At 65.9% G+C, this 14,473-nt stretch carries 12 protein-coding genes; 5 read left to right on the forward strand and 7 right to left on the reverse strand.

All coding sequences use genetic code 11. From position 1 onward, the window contains the following. Positions 1–156: 156 nt before the first annotated feature. The 4 genes from sucD to metE form a co-directional block, all read right to left on the reverse strand. Entirely contained in the window at positions 157–1,038 is an 882-nt protein-coding gene (gene sucD, locus A7W11_RS24040; RefSeq protein ID WP_066420201.1) for a succinate--CoA ligase subunit alpha, read from the reverse strand. A 22-nt stretch (positions 1,039–1,060) separates the two neighbouring features. Further along, positions 1,061–2,224, reverse strand: coding sequence for an ADP-forming succinate--CoA ligase subunit beta (gene sucC / locus A7W11_RS24045; protein WP_066420203.1), 1,164 nt, complete (start codon positions 2,222–2,224; stop codon positions 1,061–1,063). Between the two features lie 10 nt (positions 2,225–2,234). Continuing rightward, positions 2,235–2,861 carry a DUF2889 domain-containing protein gene (locus tag A7W11_RS24050; protein ID WP_066420205.1) on the reverse strand — a complete coding sequence of 209 codons (627 nt, stop codon included), beginning with the start codon at positions 2,859–2,861 and terminating at the stop codon, positions 2,235–2,237. 350 nt (positions 2,862–3,211) lie between these two features. After that, entirely contained in the window at positions 3,212–5,509 is a 2,298-nt protein-coding gene (gene metE, locus A7W11_RS24055) for a 5-methyltetrahydropteroyltriglutamate--homocysteine S-methyltransferase (RefSeq protein ID WP_066420208.1), read from the reverse strand. A 146-nt stretch (positions 5,510–5,655) separates the two neighbouring features. Between metE and A7W11_RS24060 the strand changes: the two genes are divergently transcribed. Continuing rightward, positions 5,656–6,576 carry a LysR family transcriptional regulator gene (locus A7W11_RS24060; RefSeq protein WP_066420210.1) on the forward strand — a complete coding sequence of 307 codons (921 nt, stop codon included), beginning with the start codon at positions 5,656–5,658 and terminating at the stop codon, positions 6,574–6,576. A gap of 156 nt (positions 6,577–6,732) precedes the next feature. Here the strand turns inward: A7W11_RS24060 and recX are convergent, their stop codons facing one another. After that, on the reverse strand, positions 6,733–7,440 hold the full coding sequence (gene recX, locus A7W11_RS24065; protein WP_412778746.1) for a recombination regulator RecX: 708 nt from the start codon (positions 7,438–7,440) through the stop codon (positions 6,733–6,735). Continuing rightward, entirely contained in the window at positions 7,437–8,510 is a 1,074-nt protein-coding gene (gene recA, locus A7W11_RS24070; RefSeq protein WP_066420215.1) for a recombinase RecA, read from the reverse strand. Before recA ends, recX begins: the two co-directional genes overlap by 4 nt. Positions 8,511–8,807: 297 nt before the next feature. Between recA and A7W11_RS24075 the strand changes: the two genes are divergently transcribed. The 3 genes from A7W11_RS24075 to A7W11_RS24085 all read left to right on the forward strand — a co-directional run bounded on the left by A7W11_RS24075 (position 8,808) and on the right by A7W11_RS24085 (position 12,823). Continuing rightward, positions 8,808–9,497, forward strand: coding sequence for a response regulator transcription factor (locus A7W11_RS24075; protein ID WP_066420217.1), 690 nt, complete (start codon positions 8,808–8,810; stop codon positions 9,495–9,497). A gap of 118 nt (positions 9,498–9,615) precedes the next feature. Then, positions 9,616–10,995, forward strand: coding sequence for a sensor histidine kinase (locus tag A7W11_RS24080; protein ID WP_156523257.1), 1,380 nt, complete (start codon positions 9,616–9,618; stop codon positions 10,993–10,995). Positions 10,996–11,149: 154 nt separating this feature from the next. Beyond that, on the forward strand, positions 11,150–12,823 hold the full coding sequence (locus A7W11_RS24085) for an MFS transporter (protein ID WP_066420223.1): 1,674 nt from the start codon (positions 11,150–11,152) through the stop codon (positions 12,821–12,823). A 357-nt stretch (positions 12,824–13,180) separates the two neighbouring features. Here the strand turns inward: A7W11_RS24085 and A7W11_RS24090 are convergent, their stop codons facing one another. Continuing rightward, the gene (locus A7W11_RS24090) at positions 13,181–13,399 is read right to left on the reverse strand and encodes a hypothetical protein (protein WP_066420224.1); all 219 of its coding nucleotides are present in this window, start codon (positions 13,397–13,399) and stop codon (positions 13,181–13,183) included. Between the two features lie 152 nt (positions 13,400–13,551). On the opposite strand from A7W11_RS24090, the gene A7W11_RS24095 reads away from it, so the two are divergent. After that, complete coding sequence (locus A7W11_RS24095; RefSeq protein ID WP_066420226.1) at positions 13,552–14,451, forward strand: recombination-associated protein RdgC; 900 nt, start codon at positions 13,552–13,554, stop codon at positions 14,449–14,451. Positions 14,452–14,473: the final 22 nt, after the last annotated feature.

The following is a 14,473-nucleotide window of genomic DNA, read 5'->3' on the forward strand; positions in this document are numbered from 1 at the left end:
TGATTATAGTTTCAAGGGGCTGTCAGATTGAAAGCATGGCGGGGGGAATGCGTAACACAGGCCCCCTGCCCTCCCACCGCGTCCGCCCGCACCAATGAAAACAGCCCGCCGAAGCGGGCCGTTCTCAGTGCCGGACAAAGCCGGCAGCGCGATGCCTTACAGCACCGACTTCAGCAGCTTGCCCATTTCGGACGGGTTGCGCGTGGTGCGGATGCCGCACGCTTCCATCACTTCCAGCTTGGCGTCGGCCGTGTCGGCGCCGCCGGAGATCAGGGCGCCTGCGTGGCCCATGCGCTTTCCCGGAGGGGCCGTGACGCCGGCGATGAAGCCGACGACCGGCTTCTTCATGTTGTCCTTGGCCCACTGGGCGGCGTTCACTTCGTCCGGACCGCCGATTTCGCCGATCATGATGACGGCGTCGGTGTCGGGATCGTCATTGAACAGCTTCAGGACGTCGACGTGCTTCAGGCCGTTGATGGGATCGCCACCGATACCGACGGCGCTGGATTGGCCCAGGCCCAGTTCGGTGACTTGCGCCACGGCTTCGTACGTCAGGGTGCCCGAGCGGCTGACGATGCCGATGCGGCCCTTGCGGTGGATGTGGCCGGGCATGATGCCGATCTTGATTTCATCGGGCGTGATCAGGCCGGGGCAGTTCGGGCCCAGCAGCAGCGTCTTGCTGTTGATGGCCTTCATGCGGTTGCGCACTTCCAGCATGTCGCGGACCGGGATGCCTTCGGTGATGCAGATGGCCAGGTCCAGTTCGGCCTCGACGGCTTCCCAGATGGCGGCGGCGGCGCCGGCGGGCGGCACGTAAATCACCGACACGGTGGCGCCGGTGTCGGCGCGGGCTTCCTTCACCGAAGCGAAAATCGGAATCCCTTCGAAGTCCTCGCCGGCCTTCTTGGGGTTCACGCCCGCCACGAACGCGGCCTTGCCGTTCGCGTAGTCGCGGCACATGCGCGTGTGGAACTGGCCCGTCTTACCCGTGATGCCCTGGGTAATGACCTTGGTGTCTTTGTTGATCAGAATCGACATTTGTGAATCCTTGGGGCTGTTTTTACTTGGCGGCCGCTTCGACGACCTTGGTGGCCGCTTCGGCCATGGTGTCGGCGCTGATGATCGGCAGGCCCGATTCGGCCAGCATCTTCTTGCCGAGCTCTTCGTTGGTGCCCTTCATGCGCACGACCAGCGGCACGCTCAGGTTGACGGCCTTGCACGCGGTGATCACGCCTTCGGCGATGACGTCGCAGCGCATGATGCCGCCGAAGATGTTGACCAGGATGGCTTCCACGCTCTTGTTCTTGAGCATGATCTTGAAGGCTTCCGTGACCTTCTCGGCGGTGGCGCCGCCACCGACGTCCAGGAAGTTGGCCGGCTCGCCGCCGAATAGCTTGATGGTGTCCATGGTGGCCATGGCCAGGCCGGCGCCGTTGACCAGGCAGCCGATGTTGCCGTCGAGCTGGATGTAGGCCAGGTCGAACTTGCTGGCTTCGATTTCAGCGGGATCTTCTTCGTCCAGGTCGCGGTAGGCGACGATGTCCGGGTGACGGAACAGCGCGTTCGGATCGAAGTTGAACTTGGCGTCCAGGGCGATCAGGTTGCCCTTGCTGTCGCAGTTCAGCGGGTTGATCTCGACCAGCGAGGCGTCGGTGTCCATGTAGCACTTGTAGAGCTTCTGGAACAGGTCGACGGCCTGGTCGACCGATTGGCCCGACAGGCCGATCGCGGCGGCGATCTTCTTGGCCTGCTCGGTGGTCAGGCCGGCTTGCGGGTCGATGTATTCGTTGATGATCTTCTCGGGCGTGGAGTGGGCCACTTCCTCGATGTCCATGCCGCCTTCGCTGGAGGCGATGAACGCGACCTTCTGGGTGGCGCGGTCGGTGACCAGCGACACGTACAGTTCGTTCTTGATGTCAGCGCCTTCCTCGATGTACAGGCGGTTGACCTTCTGGCCTTCCGGGCCAGTCTGGTGCGTGATCAGCTGCATGCCCAGGATTTCGGAGGACAGCTTGCGCACGTCTTCGATCGAACGGGCCAGCTTGACGCCGCCGCCCTTGCCGCGGCCACCCGCGTGGATTTGCGCCTTCACGACCCAGACCGGACCACCCAGCTTCTCGGCGGCTGCCACGGCCTCGTCGACGGAAAGAGCGGGAATGCCGCGCGGCACGGGGACGCCAAACTGCTTCAGCAGTTCCTTGCCTTGATACTCGTGGATTTTCATGTGTTACCTGTCAGGACGTATGGGAAAAAGAAGGTGAATCGATGGACCGTGGCCCGGCTTCGGAATCGGATTCGTCCGCCTGGCTGTCGGACCGCCCCGTGTACCACCTGGGGTAGTGCTGCAGTACGACCTCACCGTCGGTGCGCAGCGCATGGCAGCCGTCCAGCTGGAACGGCCGCCGGTCGGACGTCGCGTTCTGCTCGCGACGGCGGCCGGCCATGGTCTGCACCGCCGCGGTGGGAAGCACCAGCGACAGTTCGGTCATATGGGTACAGCCCTCGATGCCCGAGAAACGGTCCTTGACCTGGTGGCGGAACCCTTTGAGGAGGTTCATGCCGACCAGGCCCGCATAGGCCTTGTCTATGGCCGTACAGGAGGCATCGTAGGGAGCTGCGTCGTAGGCAGCCTGCGCGGCGACGATGGTGTAGCTTTCGTCGATGGTGATGCGCAGGTGCATGTGATGGATGTGCTGGCCCGCCTTCATGACCTCACCTTCGCTTTTGGTGAAGTCGTAGCCCTTGTAGTCGATCAGTTCGGCTTCCAGGTCCCAGAGTCCATCGTCGCGGCCATAAGACTGCACGCGTATCGAACGCGTGTGTATGGGCTGGCGAGGATAGTCCGGCGTTGGCAAGGGCATATAGGGCCTGTTTCTGGCCGTGCGGCGGGTTGGCCTGCCCCACCGCGGCGACTTTGCTATCGAGCTGCCGGCCCTTTCAGGGCCGTCCTCGGGTGCCTATACCAGCCGGATTCGAGTCCGGGTTCGACACCCGCAAGCACCGCGCAACACGGTTTCGGGGCAACGGCCAGGGTGCGACCGTTTGCCGCAGGGCAGCAAATCTGTCGAAGTATAACGCAGCCGGCCCCCGCGACCGAGCGCCGCACCCGGTTCGCCGCGCCGTGCGGGACGGGCGGAGCCTCAGCCCGGTGTCCACGGAATGGCCGGGCTGTCCATCCAGGCCCGGCCGGCGGGAAGGGTTTCGCCCTCGATCAGCCCGCTTCGCGCAGCGCGCGGGCTGCCTGCACCATGCCGATCAGGGCGGCTTCGGTTTCCGGCCAGGCGCGGGTCTTCAGGCCGCAATCCGGGTTGACCCACAGACGCTCCCTCGGCAGGCGGGCAGCGGCCCTCTGCATCAGGTCGACCATCCCGCCCACGTCCGGCACGTTGGGCGAATGGATGTCGTACACGCCCGGGCCGATGTCGTTGGGATAGCGGAAGTCCTCGAACGCCTCGAGCAGTTCCATGTTCGAGCGCGAGGTCTCGATGGTGATGACGTCGGCGTCCATCGCGGCGATCGACGCGATGATGTCGTTGAACTCCGAATAGCACATGTGGGTATGCACCTGTGTGCCTTCGGCGACACCGGCGGTGGACAGGCGGAAGCAGTCCACGGCCCAGTCGAGGTAAGCCTGCCAGTCCCCGCGGCGCAGCGGCAGGCCTTCGCGGATGGCCGGCTCGTCGATCTGGATGACGCGGATGCCGGCTTTTTCCAGGTCGAGCACTTCGTCGCGCAAGGCCAGTGCCAACTGGCGGCACGTCGCCTCGCGCGGCTGGTCGTCACGCACGAACGACCACTGCAGGAGGGTGACCGGCCCGGTCAGCATGCCCTTGACCGGTTTGTCGGTCAGCGACTGGGCGTATGACGACCAGCCCACCGTCATCGGTGCCGGACGCGCCACGTCGCCGAAGATGACCGGCGGCTTCACGCAGCGCGAGCCGTAGCTCTGCACCCAGCCGTTGCGCGTGAACGCGAAGCCGGCCAGCAGTTCGCCGAAGTACTCGACCATGTCGTTGCGCTCGGGCTCGCCGTGCACCAGCACGTCCAGGCCGACCTTCTCCTGGAAGCGGATGACTTCCTCGATCTCCTTGCGGATCGACGCTTCGTAGGCCGCGTCGCCGATCACGCCGGCCTTCCAGTCGCGGCGCAGCGCGCGGATCCCGGCGGTCTGCGGGAACGAGCCGATGGTCGTGGTCGGGAACGCGGGCAGTTTCAATTCGGCCTGCTGCGTGGCGATGCGCCGGGCGAACGGCGCGCGGTCGCGCGGCATCAGGGCCTGGCCGGCCATGCGCTGCGCCACGGCGGGATTGTGGATGCGCGGCGAGGCCTGGCGCGCTTGCAGGGCGGCGCGCTGCGCGGCCAAGGCCTGCTGCACAGCGGAATCCGTCTCATCCTCCAGCGCCTGGCCCAGCAGGCGAAGCTCGTCCAGCTTCTGCGCGGCGAACGACAGCCAGCTTTTCAATTCGCCATCCAGTTCCGTTTCATGGGCCAGGTCCACCGGCACGTGCAGCAGCGAGCACGACGGCGCCAGCCACAGGCGCCCGCCCAGTTGCTCGCGCACCGGCCGCAGCGCCTGCACGGCGGCGTCCAGGTCGGTGCGCCAGATGTTGCGGCCATTGATGACGCCGGCGGACAGCACTTGCGCGGGGCCCACGGCGGCAGCCACCTCGGCCAGTTGCCCGGGCGCGCGCACCAGATCCACGTGCAGGCCGGCCACGGGAAGGTTGGCCACGGTGGCCAGGTTGTCCTTCAGGCCGTCGAAATAGGTGGCCAGCAGCACACGCACCGGCGCCTCGGACAGTTGCGCGTAGACCTGGGCATAGGCATCGCGCCAGGCTTGCGGCAGGTCCAGCACCAGGATGGGCTCGTCGATCTGCACCCATTGCACGCCCTGGGCGGCCAGGCGTTGCAGCACCTGCATGTACACAGGCAGCAAGGCGGCCAGCAGTTCCAGCTTGGCGGGGTCGGCGGCGCCCTGCGCGTAGGCATCTCCCTTGCCCAGCCACAGCCAGGTCAGCGGACCGGGAATGACGGGCTTGGCCTGCAAGCCCAGCGCCTGCGCCTCCTGCACCTGCTCGAACAGATATTCGCGGGCGATGCGGAATTGTTGGGCCGGAGTCAGCTCGGGGACGATGTAGTGGTAGTTGGTGTCGAACCATTTGGTCATTTCGCAGGCGGCGGCCGGATTGCCGCTGGGCGCGCGGCCACGGCCCATGCGAAACAACGTATCCAGCGACACGGGCTCGGTGTCGCGCTGGCCGAAGCGGGCCGGCACGGCGCCCAACAGCGTGGACCACTCCAGGATGTGGTCGTACCAGGCGAAATCGCCGACCGGCACGAAGGCCAGCCCGCGCTCGGCCTGCAGGCGCCAATGGGCGGCGCGCAATCGGCGACCGGTCTCGGCCAGTTCGCCGGCGGTCTGCTCGCCCGCCCAATAAGCTTCGACAGCGCGCTTCAGTTCGCGCTGGGCACCGATGCGCGGGAATCCAAGGTTATGAATCACATTCATATAAAACCTCGATTTAGGCAAAAAACTCTCAACGTTTTCGGTATTCTGCGCGTATCTCAACGTGAGACAAAATCAATCTCCACATTAATTAGTTGAAACTCGCTCATATAATTGCGGGATTCGCCTTTTGCCGATGTGAGCGCCCGATGCTTGAAGTCCGCCACCTGGAAACCCTGGCCGCCATCCGCGACGGCGGCAGCCTGCTGGAGGCCGCCGAGCGGTTGCACCTGACGCAATCGGCGCTGTCGCATCAGTTGCGGGATCTGGAGACGCGCCTGGGCGTGCCCTTGCTGAACCGCCGCACCCGCCCTGCCCGCCTGACCACGGCCGGCCTGCGCATCCTGGCGCTGGCCGACGACGTGCTGCCGCGCCTGCGCGCCACCGAGCGCGAACTGCAACGGCTGGCGGCCGGCCGCACCGGGCGCCTGCATCTGGCGATCGATTGCCACTCGTGCTTCCAATGGCTGATGCCGGCCATGGATGCATTCCGCGTGCAATGGCCCGACGTGGCGCTGGACCTGTCGGCGGCGTTCTCGTTCGCGCCGCTGCCCGCGCTGGTACGGGGCGACCTGGATCTGGTGGTGACGTCGGACCCGCAACAACTGGAGGCCGTGGCGTACCTGCCGCTGTTCCGGTACGAGATGGTGCTGGCGGTGTCGGCGCAGAATCCGCTGGCGGCGGTGCGCCATGTGGCGCCCGAGCAATTGGCCGACCAGACCTTGATTACCTATCCCGTGGACCGCCAGCGGCTGGACGTGTTCACCGCGTTCCTGGATCCTGCCGACGTCGAGCCGGCGGCCATCCGCCGAGCGGAGCTGACGCCGATCATCGCGCAACTGGTGGCCAGCAACCGGGGCGTGGCCGCCCTGCCCAACTGGGCGCTGTCGGAGTATCTGCACCAGAGCTGGCTGCGCGTATGCCACCTGGGCCCGCAGGGCGTGTGGCGCACGCTGTATGCCGCGGTGCGCACCGAGGACAGCGAGACCACGTACATCGACGAGTTCCTGACGATCGCGCGGGATGTGTGCTTCAAGACCCTGGAAGGCATCAAGGCGGCGCGTAGCTGAACCGTGAAGGAAGAAGGTCGGCCGGCACGCAGTCTCGACGTTCAATGCAGCAGGCATGGACCTCGCCGAGATGCCCTTGCAGCGAGTCGTTCCGCGGGCATGCGGCGCGCGTGCTTGGACAATGTCTGCCCCAAGCAGCAAATAACGAGCGAATCGTTAAGACTCGTCGTCGCCTTCGCCAAGAATGCGGCGGATGACGTCGTGGGCAAAGCCACGGCTGGTGAGGAAACGGGCCTGCTTGGCATAGGCCGCGCGATCGGCGGGCTTCTCGCCGAAACGCTTGCGCCAGGTCTCCAGCGCACGCTCGTATTCGGTGGCGCGCATCTGGTCGCGCAATTCGGCGACCTTGTCGGCATCCAGGCCGTACTGCTTCAACTCTTGCACGACACGGGCCGTGCCGCGTTGCGGCGCGCGGCGATGCACCAGGCTTTGCGCGAAACGTTCGTCGCTTAGCCAGCCTTCGCGCTGCAGATCGTCGAGCAGGGCTTCGATCTGTTCGGGGCTTTCCGCATGCGGCGCCAGCTTGCGGGCCAGTTCGCTGCGGGCATGCTCGCGGCGCGACAGGTAGTTCACCGCGCGCGCCTTGAGCGACAGCCCGCGTGGCGCGGGCTTGCCGGATGCGCCGTCTTCGGCGGCGTCTTGAGCAACCGGATCATCCGAGGACGATCTGGACGAGGACCGCTTACGGGAAGCGGCATACCGAGAAGACGTACGGGTGATGGCTTCGCCCCCGAAGGTTTCGGGGAGGTCGCCATCGCCGGGCTGGCAATTGCCGGCTGCGCCGCCGCGAGGCCGTACCGTCTCGAACTCGTCATCGAGGTCGGCCGGATCGGACCCGCGGCGGATGCCGGGCGGACGCGTCACTCGTCGCTGCCCTCGTCGGCTTCTTCGGCGGTGGCCACGAAGGCGGCGGCACGGCTGACGATGCCCGCGTTCTCGCGGACACGGTTCTCGATCTCGAAAGCCATGTCCTGGTGTTCCTTCAGGTACTCGCGGACGTTGTCCTTGCCCTGGCCGATGCGGTTGCCGTTGTAGCTGTACCAGGCGCCCGACTTGTCGACCACGCCCGCCTGCACGCCCAGGTCGATGATTTCGCCCTCGCGCGAGATGCCGGCACCGTACATGATGTCGAACTCGGCCTGCTTGAAGGGCGGCGACACCTTGTTCTTGACGACCTTGACGCGGGTTTCGTTGCCGATGACTTCCTCGCCCTTCTTGATGGAACCGATGCGGCGGATGTCCAGGCGGACCGAGGCGTAGAACTTCAGCGCGTTGCCGCCGGTGGTGGTTTCGGGGCTGCCGAACATGACGCCGATCTTCATCCGGATCTGGTTGATGAAGATGACCATGCAGTTGGTGCGCTTGATGGTGGCGGTGAGCTTGCGCAGCGCCTGGCTCATCAGGCGGGCCTGCAGGCCGGGCAGCGAATCGCCCATCTCGCCTTCGATTTCGGCCTTGGGCACCAGGGCGGCCACCGAGTCGATGACGATGAGGTCGATCGAGCCCGAGCGGACCAGTGCGTCGGTGATTTCCAGGGCCTGTTCGCCGGTGTCGGGCTGCGAGATCAGCAGGTCGGTGAGGCTGACGCCCAGCTTGGAGGCGTACTGGACGTCGAGTGCGTGCTCGGCGTCGATGAACGCGCAGGTGCCGCCCAGCTTCTGCATTTCGGCGATGACCTGCAGGGTGAGCGTGGTCTTGCCCGACGATTCCGGACCGTAGATTTCGACCACGCGGCCACGCGGCAGCCCGCCGACGCCCAGCGCCATGTCCAGCCCCAGCGAGCCCGTGGACACGACCTGGATGTCGTGTTCGACCTCGTTGTCGCCGTAGCGCATGATGGAGCCCTTGCCGAACTGCTTTTCAATCTGCGAGAGCGCCGCGGCCAGGGCCTTGGCTTTTTCTGCGGAGGCGGCCTTGCTGGTCTTGTCAGTCATGGAAGATCCTGTTTTTGGACGTGCTGGGTTTGGCTGGGCGGCACGGCGCTGCGATGCGCCTGCCGCCGGCGGGCCAGACCCCTGCAATGGGTGTCTTGGCGCGCGGCAAGCTGGGCCGCCCTGGGAATTCAACCCTATGAATTCGACGGCGATTATTGCATCGGATTGTACTGGATAAAAATCCAGTATGCCAAATTTTTCCTCGTATACCCGCAGTGGCAAGGCCCCGTGCACCATGCCAGAATGCGGCCATCCTGCTGTGCCGGCCCCATATCAACGATACCGAGACAACGCCGCATGCGCATTCTGATCGCCGAAGACGACAGCATCCTGGCCGACGGCCTGTCCCGCTCGCTGCGCCATAACGGCTATGCGGTGGATGCGGTACGCGACGGCATGGCCGCCGATTCCGCGCTGGCCGTCCAGCCCTTCGACCTGCTGATCCTGGATCTGGGCCTGCCGCAGATGCCGGGCCTGGAAGTGCTGCGCCGCCTGCGCGTGCGCAACTCCGCCCTGCCCGTGTTGATCCTGACCGCCGCCGACAGCGTCGAGCAGCGCGTCAAGGGCCTGGACCTGGGGGCCGACGACTACATGGCCAAGCCGTTCGCCCTGTCCGAGTTCGAGGCGCGCGTGCGCGCCCTTACCCGCCGCGGCGCGGGCGGCGGATCCACCATGGTGCGCCACGGCCGCCTCGTGTTCGACCAGACCGGCCGCGTGGCCACCGTCGACGACCAGACGCTGGACCTGTCCGCGCGCGAAGTCAGCCTGCTGGAGATCCTGCTGGCGCGCAGCGGCCGCATGGTCAGCAAGACGCAACTGGTCGATCACCTGTGCGAATGGGGCGAGGAAGTCAGCAACAATGCCATCGAGGTCTATGTGCACCGGCTGCGCAAGAAACTCGAACCCAGCGGCGTGAAGATCATCACGGTGCGCGGGCTGGGCTATTGCCTGGAGCGCGAACAGGGTGCCTCGGTCCAACCCCACTGACGCCGCAGTCCCGCCGGAACCGCTGAACCAGGAGGCCCTGGACGCCCTGTCGGGCGGCGCGCAGGGGCCGGCCTTCATGCCGCCGCAGCGCTCGCTGCTGGGCGAGATCCTCGACTGGATGCTGGCGCCGCTGTTCCTGTTGTGGCCCATGAGCGTGGCCATCACCTACGTGGTCGCGCAGAACATCGCCAACGTCCCCTACGACCAGGCGCTGGCCAACAGCCTGCGCGTCCTGGCGCACCAGGTGCATGCCGAAGGCGGCCGCGCGGTACTGAACATGACCGATCCCGCGCGCCAGGTGCTGCGCGTGGACGAGACGGGCAGCGTCTTCTGGCTGGCGCTGGGCAGCCGTGGCGAGTACCTGGGCGGCGACCGCGCCCTGCCCGTGCCCGCCAACCTGGGCGCGCCCCAGCCCGGCCAGGTGCTGTACGCGGACGACGCGCTGCGCGGCTTCGGCGTACGGCTGGCCTACACGTGGGTAGACCTGAAGCTGCCCGACGAGCGGTTCGCGCTGGTGCTGGTGGCCGAGACCGTCGAACGCCGCACGCGGCTGGCCAACGACATCATCAAGGGCGTCATCATTCCGCAGTTCGTGGTGCTGCCCATTGCGGTGCTGCTGGTCTGGTTCGGCCTGAGCCGGGGCGTGGCGCCGTTGAACGCGCTGCAGCAGCGGCTGCGGGCGCGCCGGCCCGACGACCTGTCGCCCATCGACGAGCGCGCCGCGCCCACCGAGATCGCGCCGCTGGTGGGCGCCATGAACGAGCTGCTGGACCGGCTGTCGGCCAACGTGGACGCGCAGCGCCGCTTCGTGGCCGACGCCGCGCACCAGTTGAAGACGCCCTTGGCGGGCCTGCGCACCCAGGCCGAGCTGGCGCTGCGCGACGCCAGCCCCGAGGAAATGCAGTCCAGCCTGCGCCAGTTGGTGACGGGCTCGGAGCGTGCCACCCGGCTGGTGAACCAGTTGCTGCTGCTGGCCCGCGCCGAACATCCCGACTCGGCCGGCCTCGCGCCCGCGGACCTCAATGCGATCGCCTACGAGCAGACCCAGCACTGGGTGCCACAGGCGCTGGCCCTGTCCACCGACCTGGGTTTCGAGGACGCCGAGACGCCCGTGCTGATCAACGGCAACCATATCCTGCTGGCCGAGCTGCTGAACAACCTGATCGACAACGCCCTGCGCTACACGCCGCGCGGCGGGCACATCACCGTCCGGGTCAGCCTGCACGACGGCGAAGGCGTGCTGGAAGTCGAGGACTCGGGCCCCGGCATTCCGCTGACCGAGCGGTCACGCGTGTTCGACCGCTTCTACCGCGTGCTGGGCACGCAGTCCGACGGCAGCGGCCTGGGCCTGGCCATCGTGCGCGAGATCGCGCAGAAGCACCGCGCACGCTTCGGGATCGAGGACCATCCCACGCCGTTCTCCGAGTTGCCCGGCACCCGCATCTGGATCGCCTTCCCGCCCCCCGAGGCAGGCGCGACGGAAGGTTTCGATGCGTAAATTACATTTAGTTTCACAAGTAAGATTCGAGTAAGGGGCACGTCAGACCCTCGTCAGCCAGCGCGCCTACCTTGTCAGGCAATCCGGCGCGCAGCGCATTGGGCAGCCGGAGCGAGCACGGTGGAACACCACCGGCCATCAACGAGGAGACACCATGAGCACAAGCACCCTGGCAGGGAATTCCTCCGCGCAGCCGCGTCCCATGACGCGCGAAGAGCGACGCGTGATTTTCGCGTCCTCGCTCGGCACGGTTTTCGAGTGGTACGACTTTTACCTTTACGGTTCGCTGGCGGCCATCATCGCCGCGCACTTCTTCTCGGGCGTCAACCCGACCGCCGCCTTCATCTTCGCGCTGCTGGCCTTCGCCGCCGGCTTCGCGGTGCGCCCCTTCGGCGCGCTGGTGTTCGGCCGCCTGGGCGACCTGGTCGGCCGTAAATACACCTTCCTGGTCACCATCGTGCTGATGGGCCTGTCGACGTTCCTCGTGGGTGTCCTGCCCAGCTACGCCAGCATCGGCATCGCGGCCCCGATCATCCTGATCGTGCTGCGCCTGCTCCAGGGCCTGGCGCTGGGCGGCGAATACGGCGGCGCGGCCACCTACGTGGCGGAACACGCCCCGCACGGCCGCCGCGGCTTCTACACCAGCTGGATCCAGACCACCGCCACGCTGGGCCTGTTCCTGTCACTGCTGGTGATCCTGGGCGTTCGCGTGCTCATGGGCGAGGACGACTTCCGCGCCTGGGGCTGGCGCATCCCGTTCCTGATCTCGGTCATCCTGCTGGGCATCTCGGTGTGGATCCGCCTGCAGCTCAACGAATCCCCCACCTTCCAGCGCATGAAGGCCGAAGGCAAGGGCTCGAAGGCCCCGCTGACCGACGCGTTCGGCAAGTGGTCCAACCTGAAGGTCGTGATCCTGGCGCTGCTGGGCCTGACCGCCGGCCAGGCCGTGGTCTGGTACACCGGGCAGTTCTACGCCCTGTTCTTCCTGACACAGACGCTGAAGGTCGATTCCAACACCGCCAACATCATGATCGCGGTCGCGTTGCTGATCGGCACGCCGTTCTTCGTGATCTTCGGCGCGCTGTCCGACAAGATCGGCCGCAAGCCCATCATCATGGCGGGCTGCCTGATCGCCGCGGTGACGTACTTCCCGATCTTCAAGGGCATCACGCATTACGCCAACCCCGCGCTGGAAGCGGCCCAGGCCTCGGCCCCGGTCACCGTCATCGCCGATCCGGCCACGTGCTCGTTCCAGTTCAACCCGGTGGGCACGGCGTCCTTCACCAGCTCGTGCGACGTGGTCAAGTCGTTCATGGCGCGCAACGCCGTGAACTACCAGAACCAGGCCGCGCCGGCGGGCTCGGTGGCGATCGTCAAGATCGGCAATGACCAGTTCACCGCGTTCGAAGGCGCCGGCATGGCCCCGGCCGACTTCAAGGCCAAGGCCGCCGAACTCGACAAGTCGCTGACCACCGCGATCCGCAGCCACGGCTACCCCGCCAAGGCGGATCCGGCCCAAACGAACAACGTGATGGTGACGCTGCTGCTGGCGATCCTGGTGCTGTACGTCACCATGGTCTATGGTCCCATCGCCGCCATGCTGGTCGAGATGTTCCCCACCCGCATCCGCTACACCTCGATGAGCCTGCCATACCACATCGGCAACGGCTGGTTCGGCGGCTTCCTGCCTCCGGTGGCCTTCGCGGTGGTGGCCGCCACGGGCAACATCTACGACGGCCTGTGGTATCCCATCATCATCGCCGTGATGACCCTGGTGATCGGCACGCTGTTCGTGCGCGAATCCAAGGACAACGACATCAACGCGTGATCTTTTTCCCCCGCCGGGTCGGACCGCTGCGCCGACCTGGCTTTTTAAAGCTCCCTCAGGGAGCTTTTTTTTCGTTCGCGGATCGCGGACCAGGAAACGGCAGCAGGAAATGATGGGCGCGAAATCGTGCGGGATCGGGGCGCAGGTTCAGGGCCATGTCAGCCCTGCGGATTTAGACTGAGCGCTCAGATCACGGTCTTGCACGACTGCTTCAGGCAAACGATCCCCTGCACGAAGCAGGCAGGGCCATATTCTGACACCGATACCGTATCCCCCGCGAGCCTTTCTTGATGCGGTATTGTGTGCCCCGTACGGCCCGACACGATGTGTCGGGCCTTTTTTTTGCTGTCGCTCCTGTCAGCGGCGCATGCCCGCGCCAACGGCCAGCACGCCCACCACGATGGCGGCGATGCCGGCCCAGGCGGGAATCGGCACCGACTTCTCGGTCTCAGCCGTCGCCTTCACGGAACCGACCTGCAGCACGGTCTCTTCCGAGGTGTAGTTGAAGCCTTTATAGGCCAGTGCTGCGATCCCCAGCACGATCAGCACGGCACCCACGATGGACACGGGTTTCATGGGCTTTCTCCTTCATGGAGTTGATGGTGAAGCGGACAGTACCGGATCATCCGTCCCCTGTCCGTCACAGATCGTGTCTCTCGCAACGGCGCGGAAACAGACACGCCTCGGCCCGCAGGCTCGTATAGAATCCACCCTTTTGCCCCGACGCCATGTGGTTTAAGAATCTCCGGATCTACCGACTCTCCTCGCCCTGGACGCTCATGGGTGAACCACTCGAGGACGCCCTGTCCGCGCACGCCTTCAAAAGCGGCAACTCCCTCGACATGCAAAGCATGGGCTGGATTCCGCCGCGCGAGAACGGCGGCCTGGCCCATACCGTCAACAAGCAGGTCCTCCTGTCCCTGCGCGCCGAAAAGAAACTCCTGCCCACCACGGTGATCAACCAGGTCTCCAAGGCTCGTGCGCAGGAGATCGAGGAAAAGCAAGGCTACAAGCCCGGCCGCAAGCAGATGAAGGAAATCAAGGAACGCGTCACCGAAGAGTTGATGCCGCGCGCCTTCAGCATCTACCGCGACACGCGCGTGTGGATCGACACCACCAACCACTGGCTGGTGATCGACGCCGCCGCCTCGGCCAAGGCCGACGAGGTCATCGGCCTCTTGGCCAAGACCGTCGATCCGCTGCCACTGGAAAATCTGTACGTGGCGCAATCGCCCGCCTCGGCCATGACCGGCTGGCTGGCCGACGACGAAGCCCCGGCCAACTTCACGATCGACCAGGACACCGAGCTGCGCGCCTCCGGCGAAAGCCGTGCCGCCATCCGCTACGTCAAGCACACCATCGACACGGAAGATGTGCGCCGCCACATCCAGTCGGGCAAGCAGTGCACGCGCCTGGCCATGACCTGGAACGACCGCGTGTCCTTCGTGCTGACCGAATCCCTGGACATCAAGCGCGTCGCGCCGCTGGACGTGCTGAAGGAAGGCGCCGACACCGTCATGCAGAACGACGACGAGAAGTTCGACTCCGACATGACGCTGATGACGGGCGAACTGGCCAAGCTGATGACCGACCTGGTCGAGGCCCTGGGCGGCGAGAAGCGCGACTGACGCGCCGACGGCATCCCGCCCC

The sequence above is a fragment of the Bordetella ansorpii genome, from assembly GCF_900078315.1.
In the GTDB taxonomy this organism is placed as follows: Bacteria; Pseudomonadota; Gammaproteobacteria; order Burkholderiales; family Burkholderiaceae_B; genus Bordetella; species Bordetella ansorpii.

Bases quoted from the DNA above. Each gene is read 5' to 3' on its own strand.
- sucD (WP_066420201.1), bottom strand. From the start codon at position 1,038: ATGTCGATTCTGATCAACAAAGACACCAAGGTCATTACCCAGGGCATC.
- sucC (WP_066420203.1), bottom strand. From the start codon at position 2,224: ATGAAAATCCACGAGTATCAAGGCAAGGAACTGCTGAAGCAGTTTGGC.
- A7W11_RS24050 (WP_066420205.1), bottom strand. From the start codon at position 2,861: ATGCCCTTGCCAACGCCGGACTATCCTCGCCAGCCCATACACACGCGT.
- metE (WP_066420208.1), bottom strand. From the start codon at position 5,509: ATGAATGTGATTCATAACCTTGGATTCCCGCGCATCGGTGCCCAGCGC.
- A7W11_RS24060 (WP_066420210.1), top strand. From the start codon at position 5,656: ATGCTTGAAGTCCGCCACCTGGAAACCCTGGCCGCCATCCGCGACGGC.
- recA (WP_066420215.1), bottom strand. From the start codon at position 8,510: ATGACTGACAAGACCAGCAAGGCCGCCTCCGCAGAAAAAGCCAAGGCC.
- A7W11_RS24075 (WP_066420217.1), top strand. From the start codon at position 8,808: ATGCGCATTCTGATCGCCGAAGACGACAGCATCCTGGCCGACGGCCTG.
- A7W11_RS24080 (WP_156523257.1), top strand. From the start codon at position 9,616: ATGCTGGCGCCGCTGTTCCTGTTGTGGCCCATGAGCGTGGCCATCACC.
- A7W11_RS24085 (WP_066420223.1), top strand. From the start codon at position 11,150: ATGAGCACAAGCACCCTGGCAGGGAATTCCTCCGCGCAGCCGCGTCCC.
- A7W11_RS24090 (WP_066420224.1), bottom strand. From the start codon at position 13,399: ATGAAACCCGTGTCCATCGTGGGTGCCGTGCTGATCGTGCTGGGGATC.
- A7W11_RS24095 (WP_066420226.1), top strand. From the start codon at position 13,552: ATGTGGTTTAAGAATCTCCGGATCTACCGACTCTCCTCGCCCTGGACG.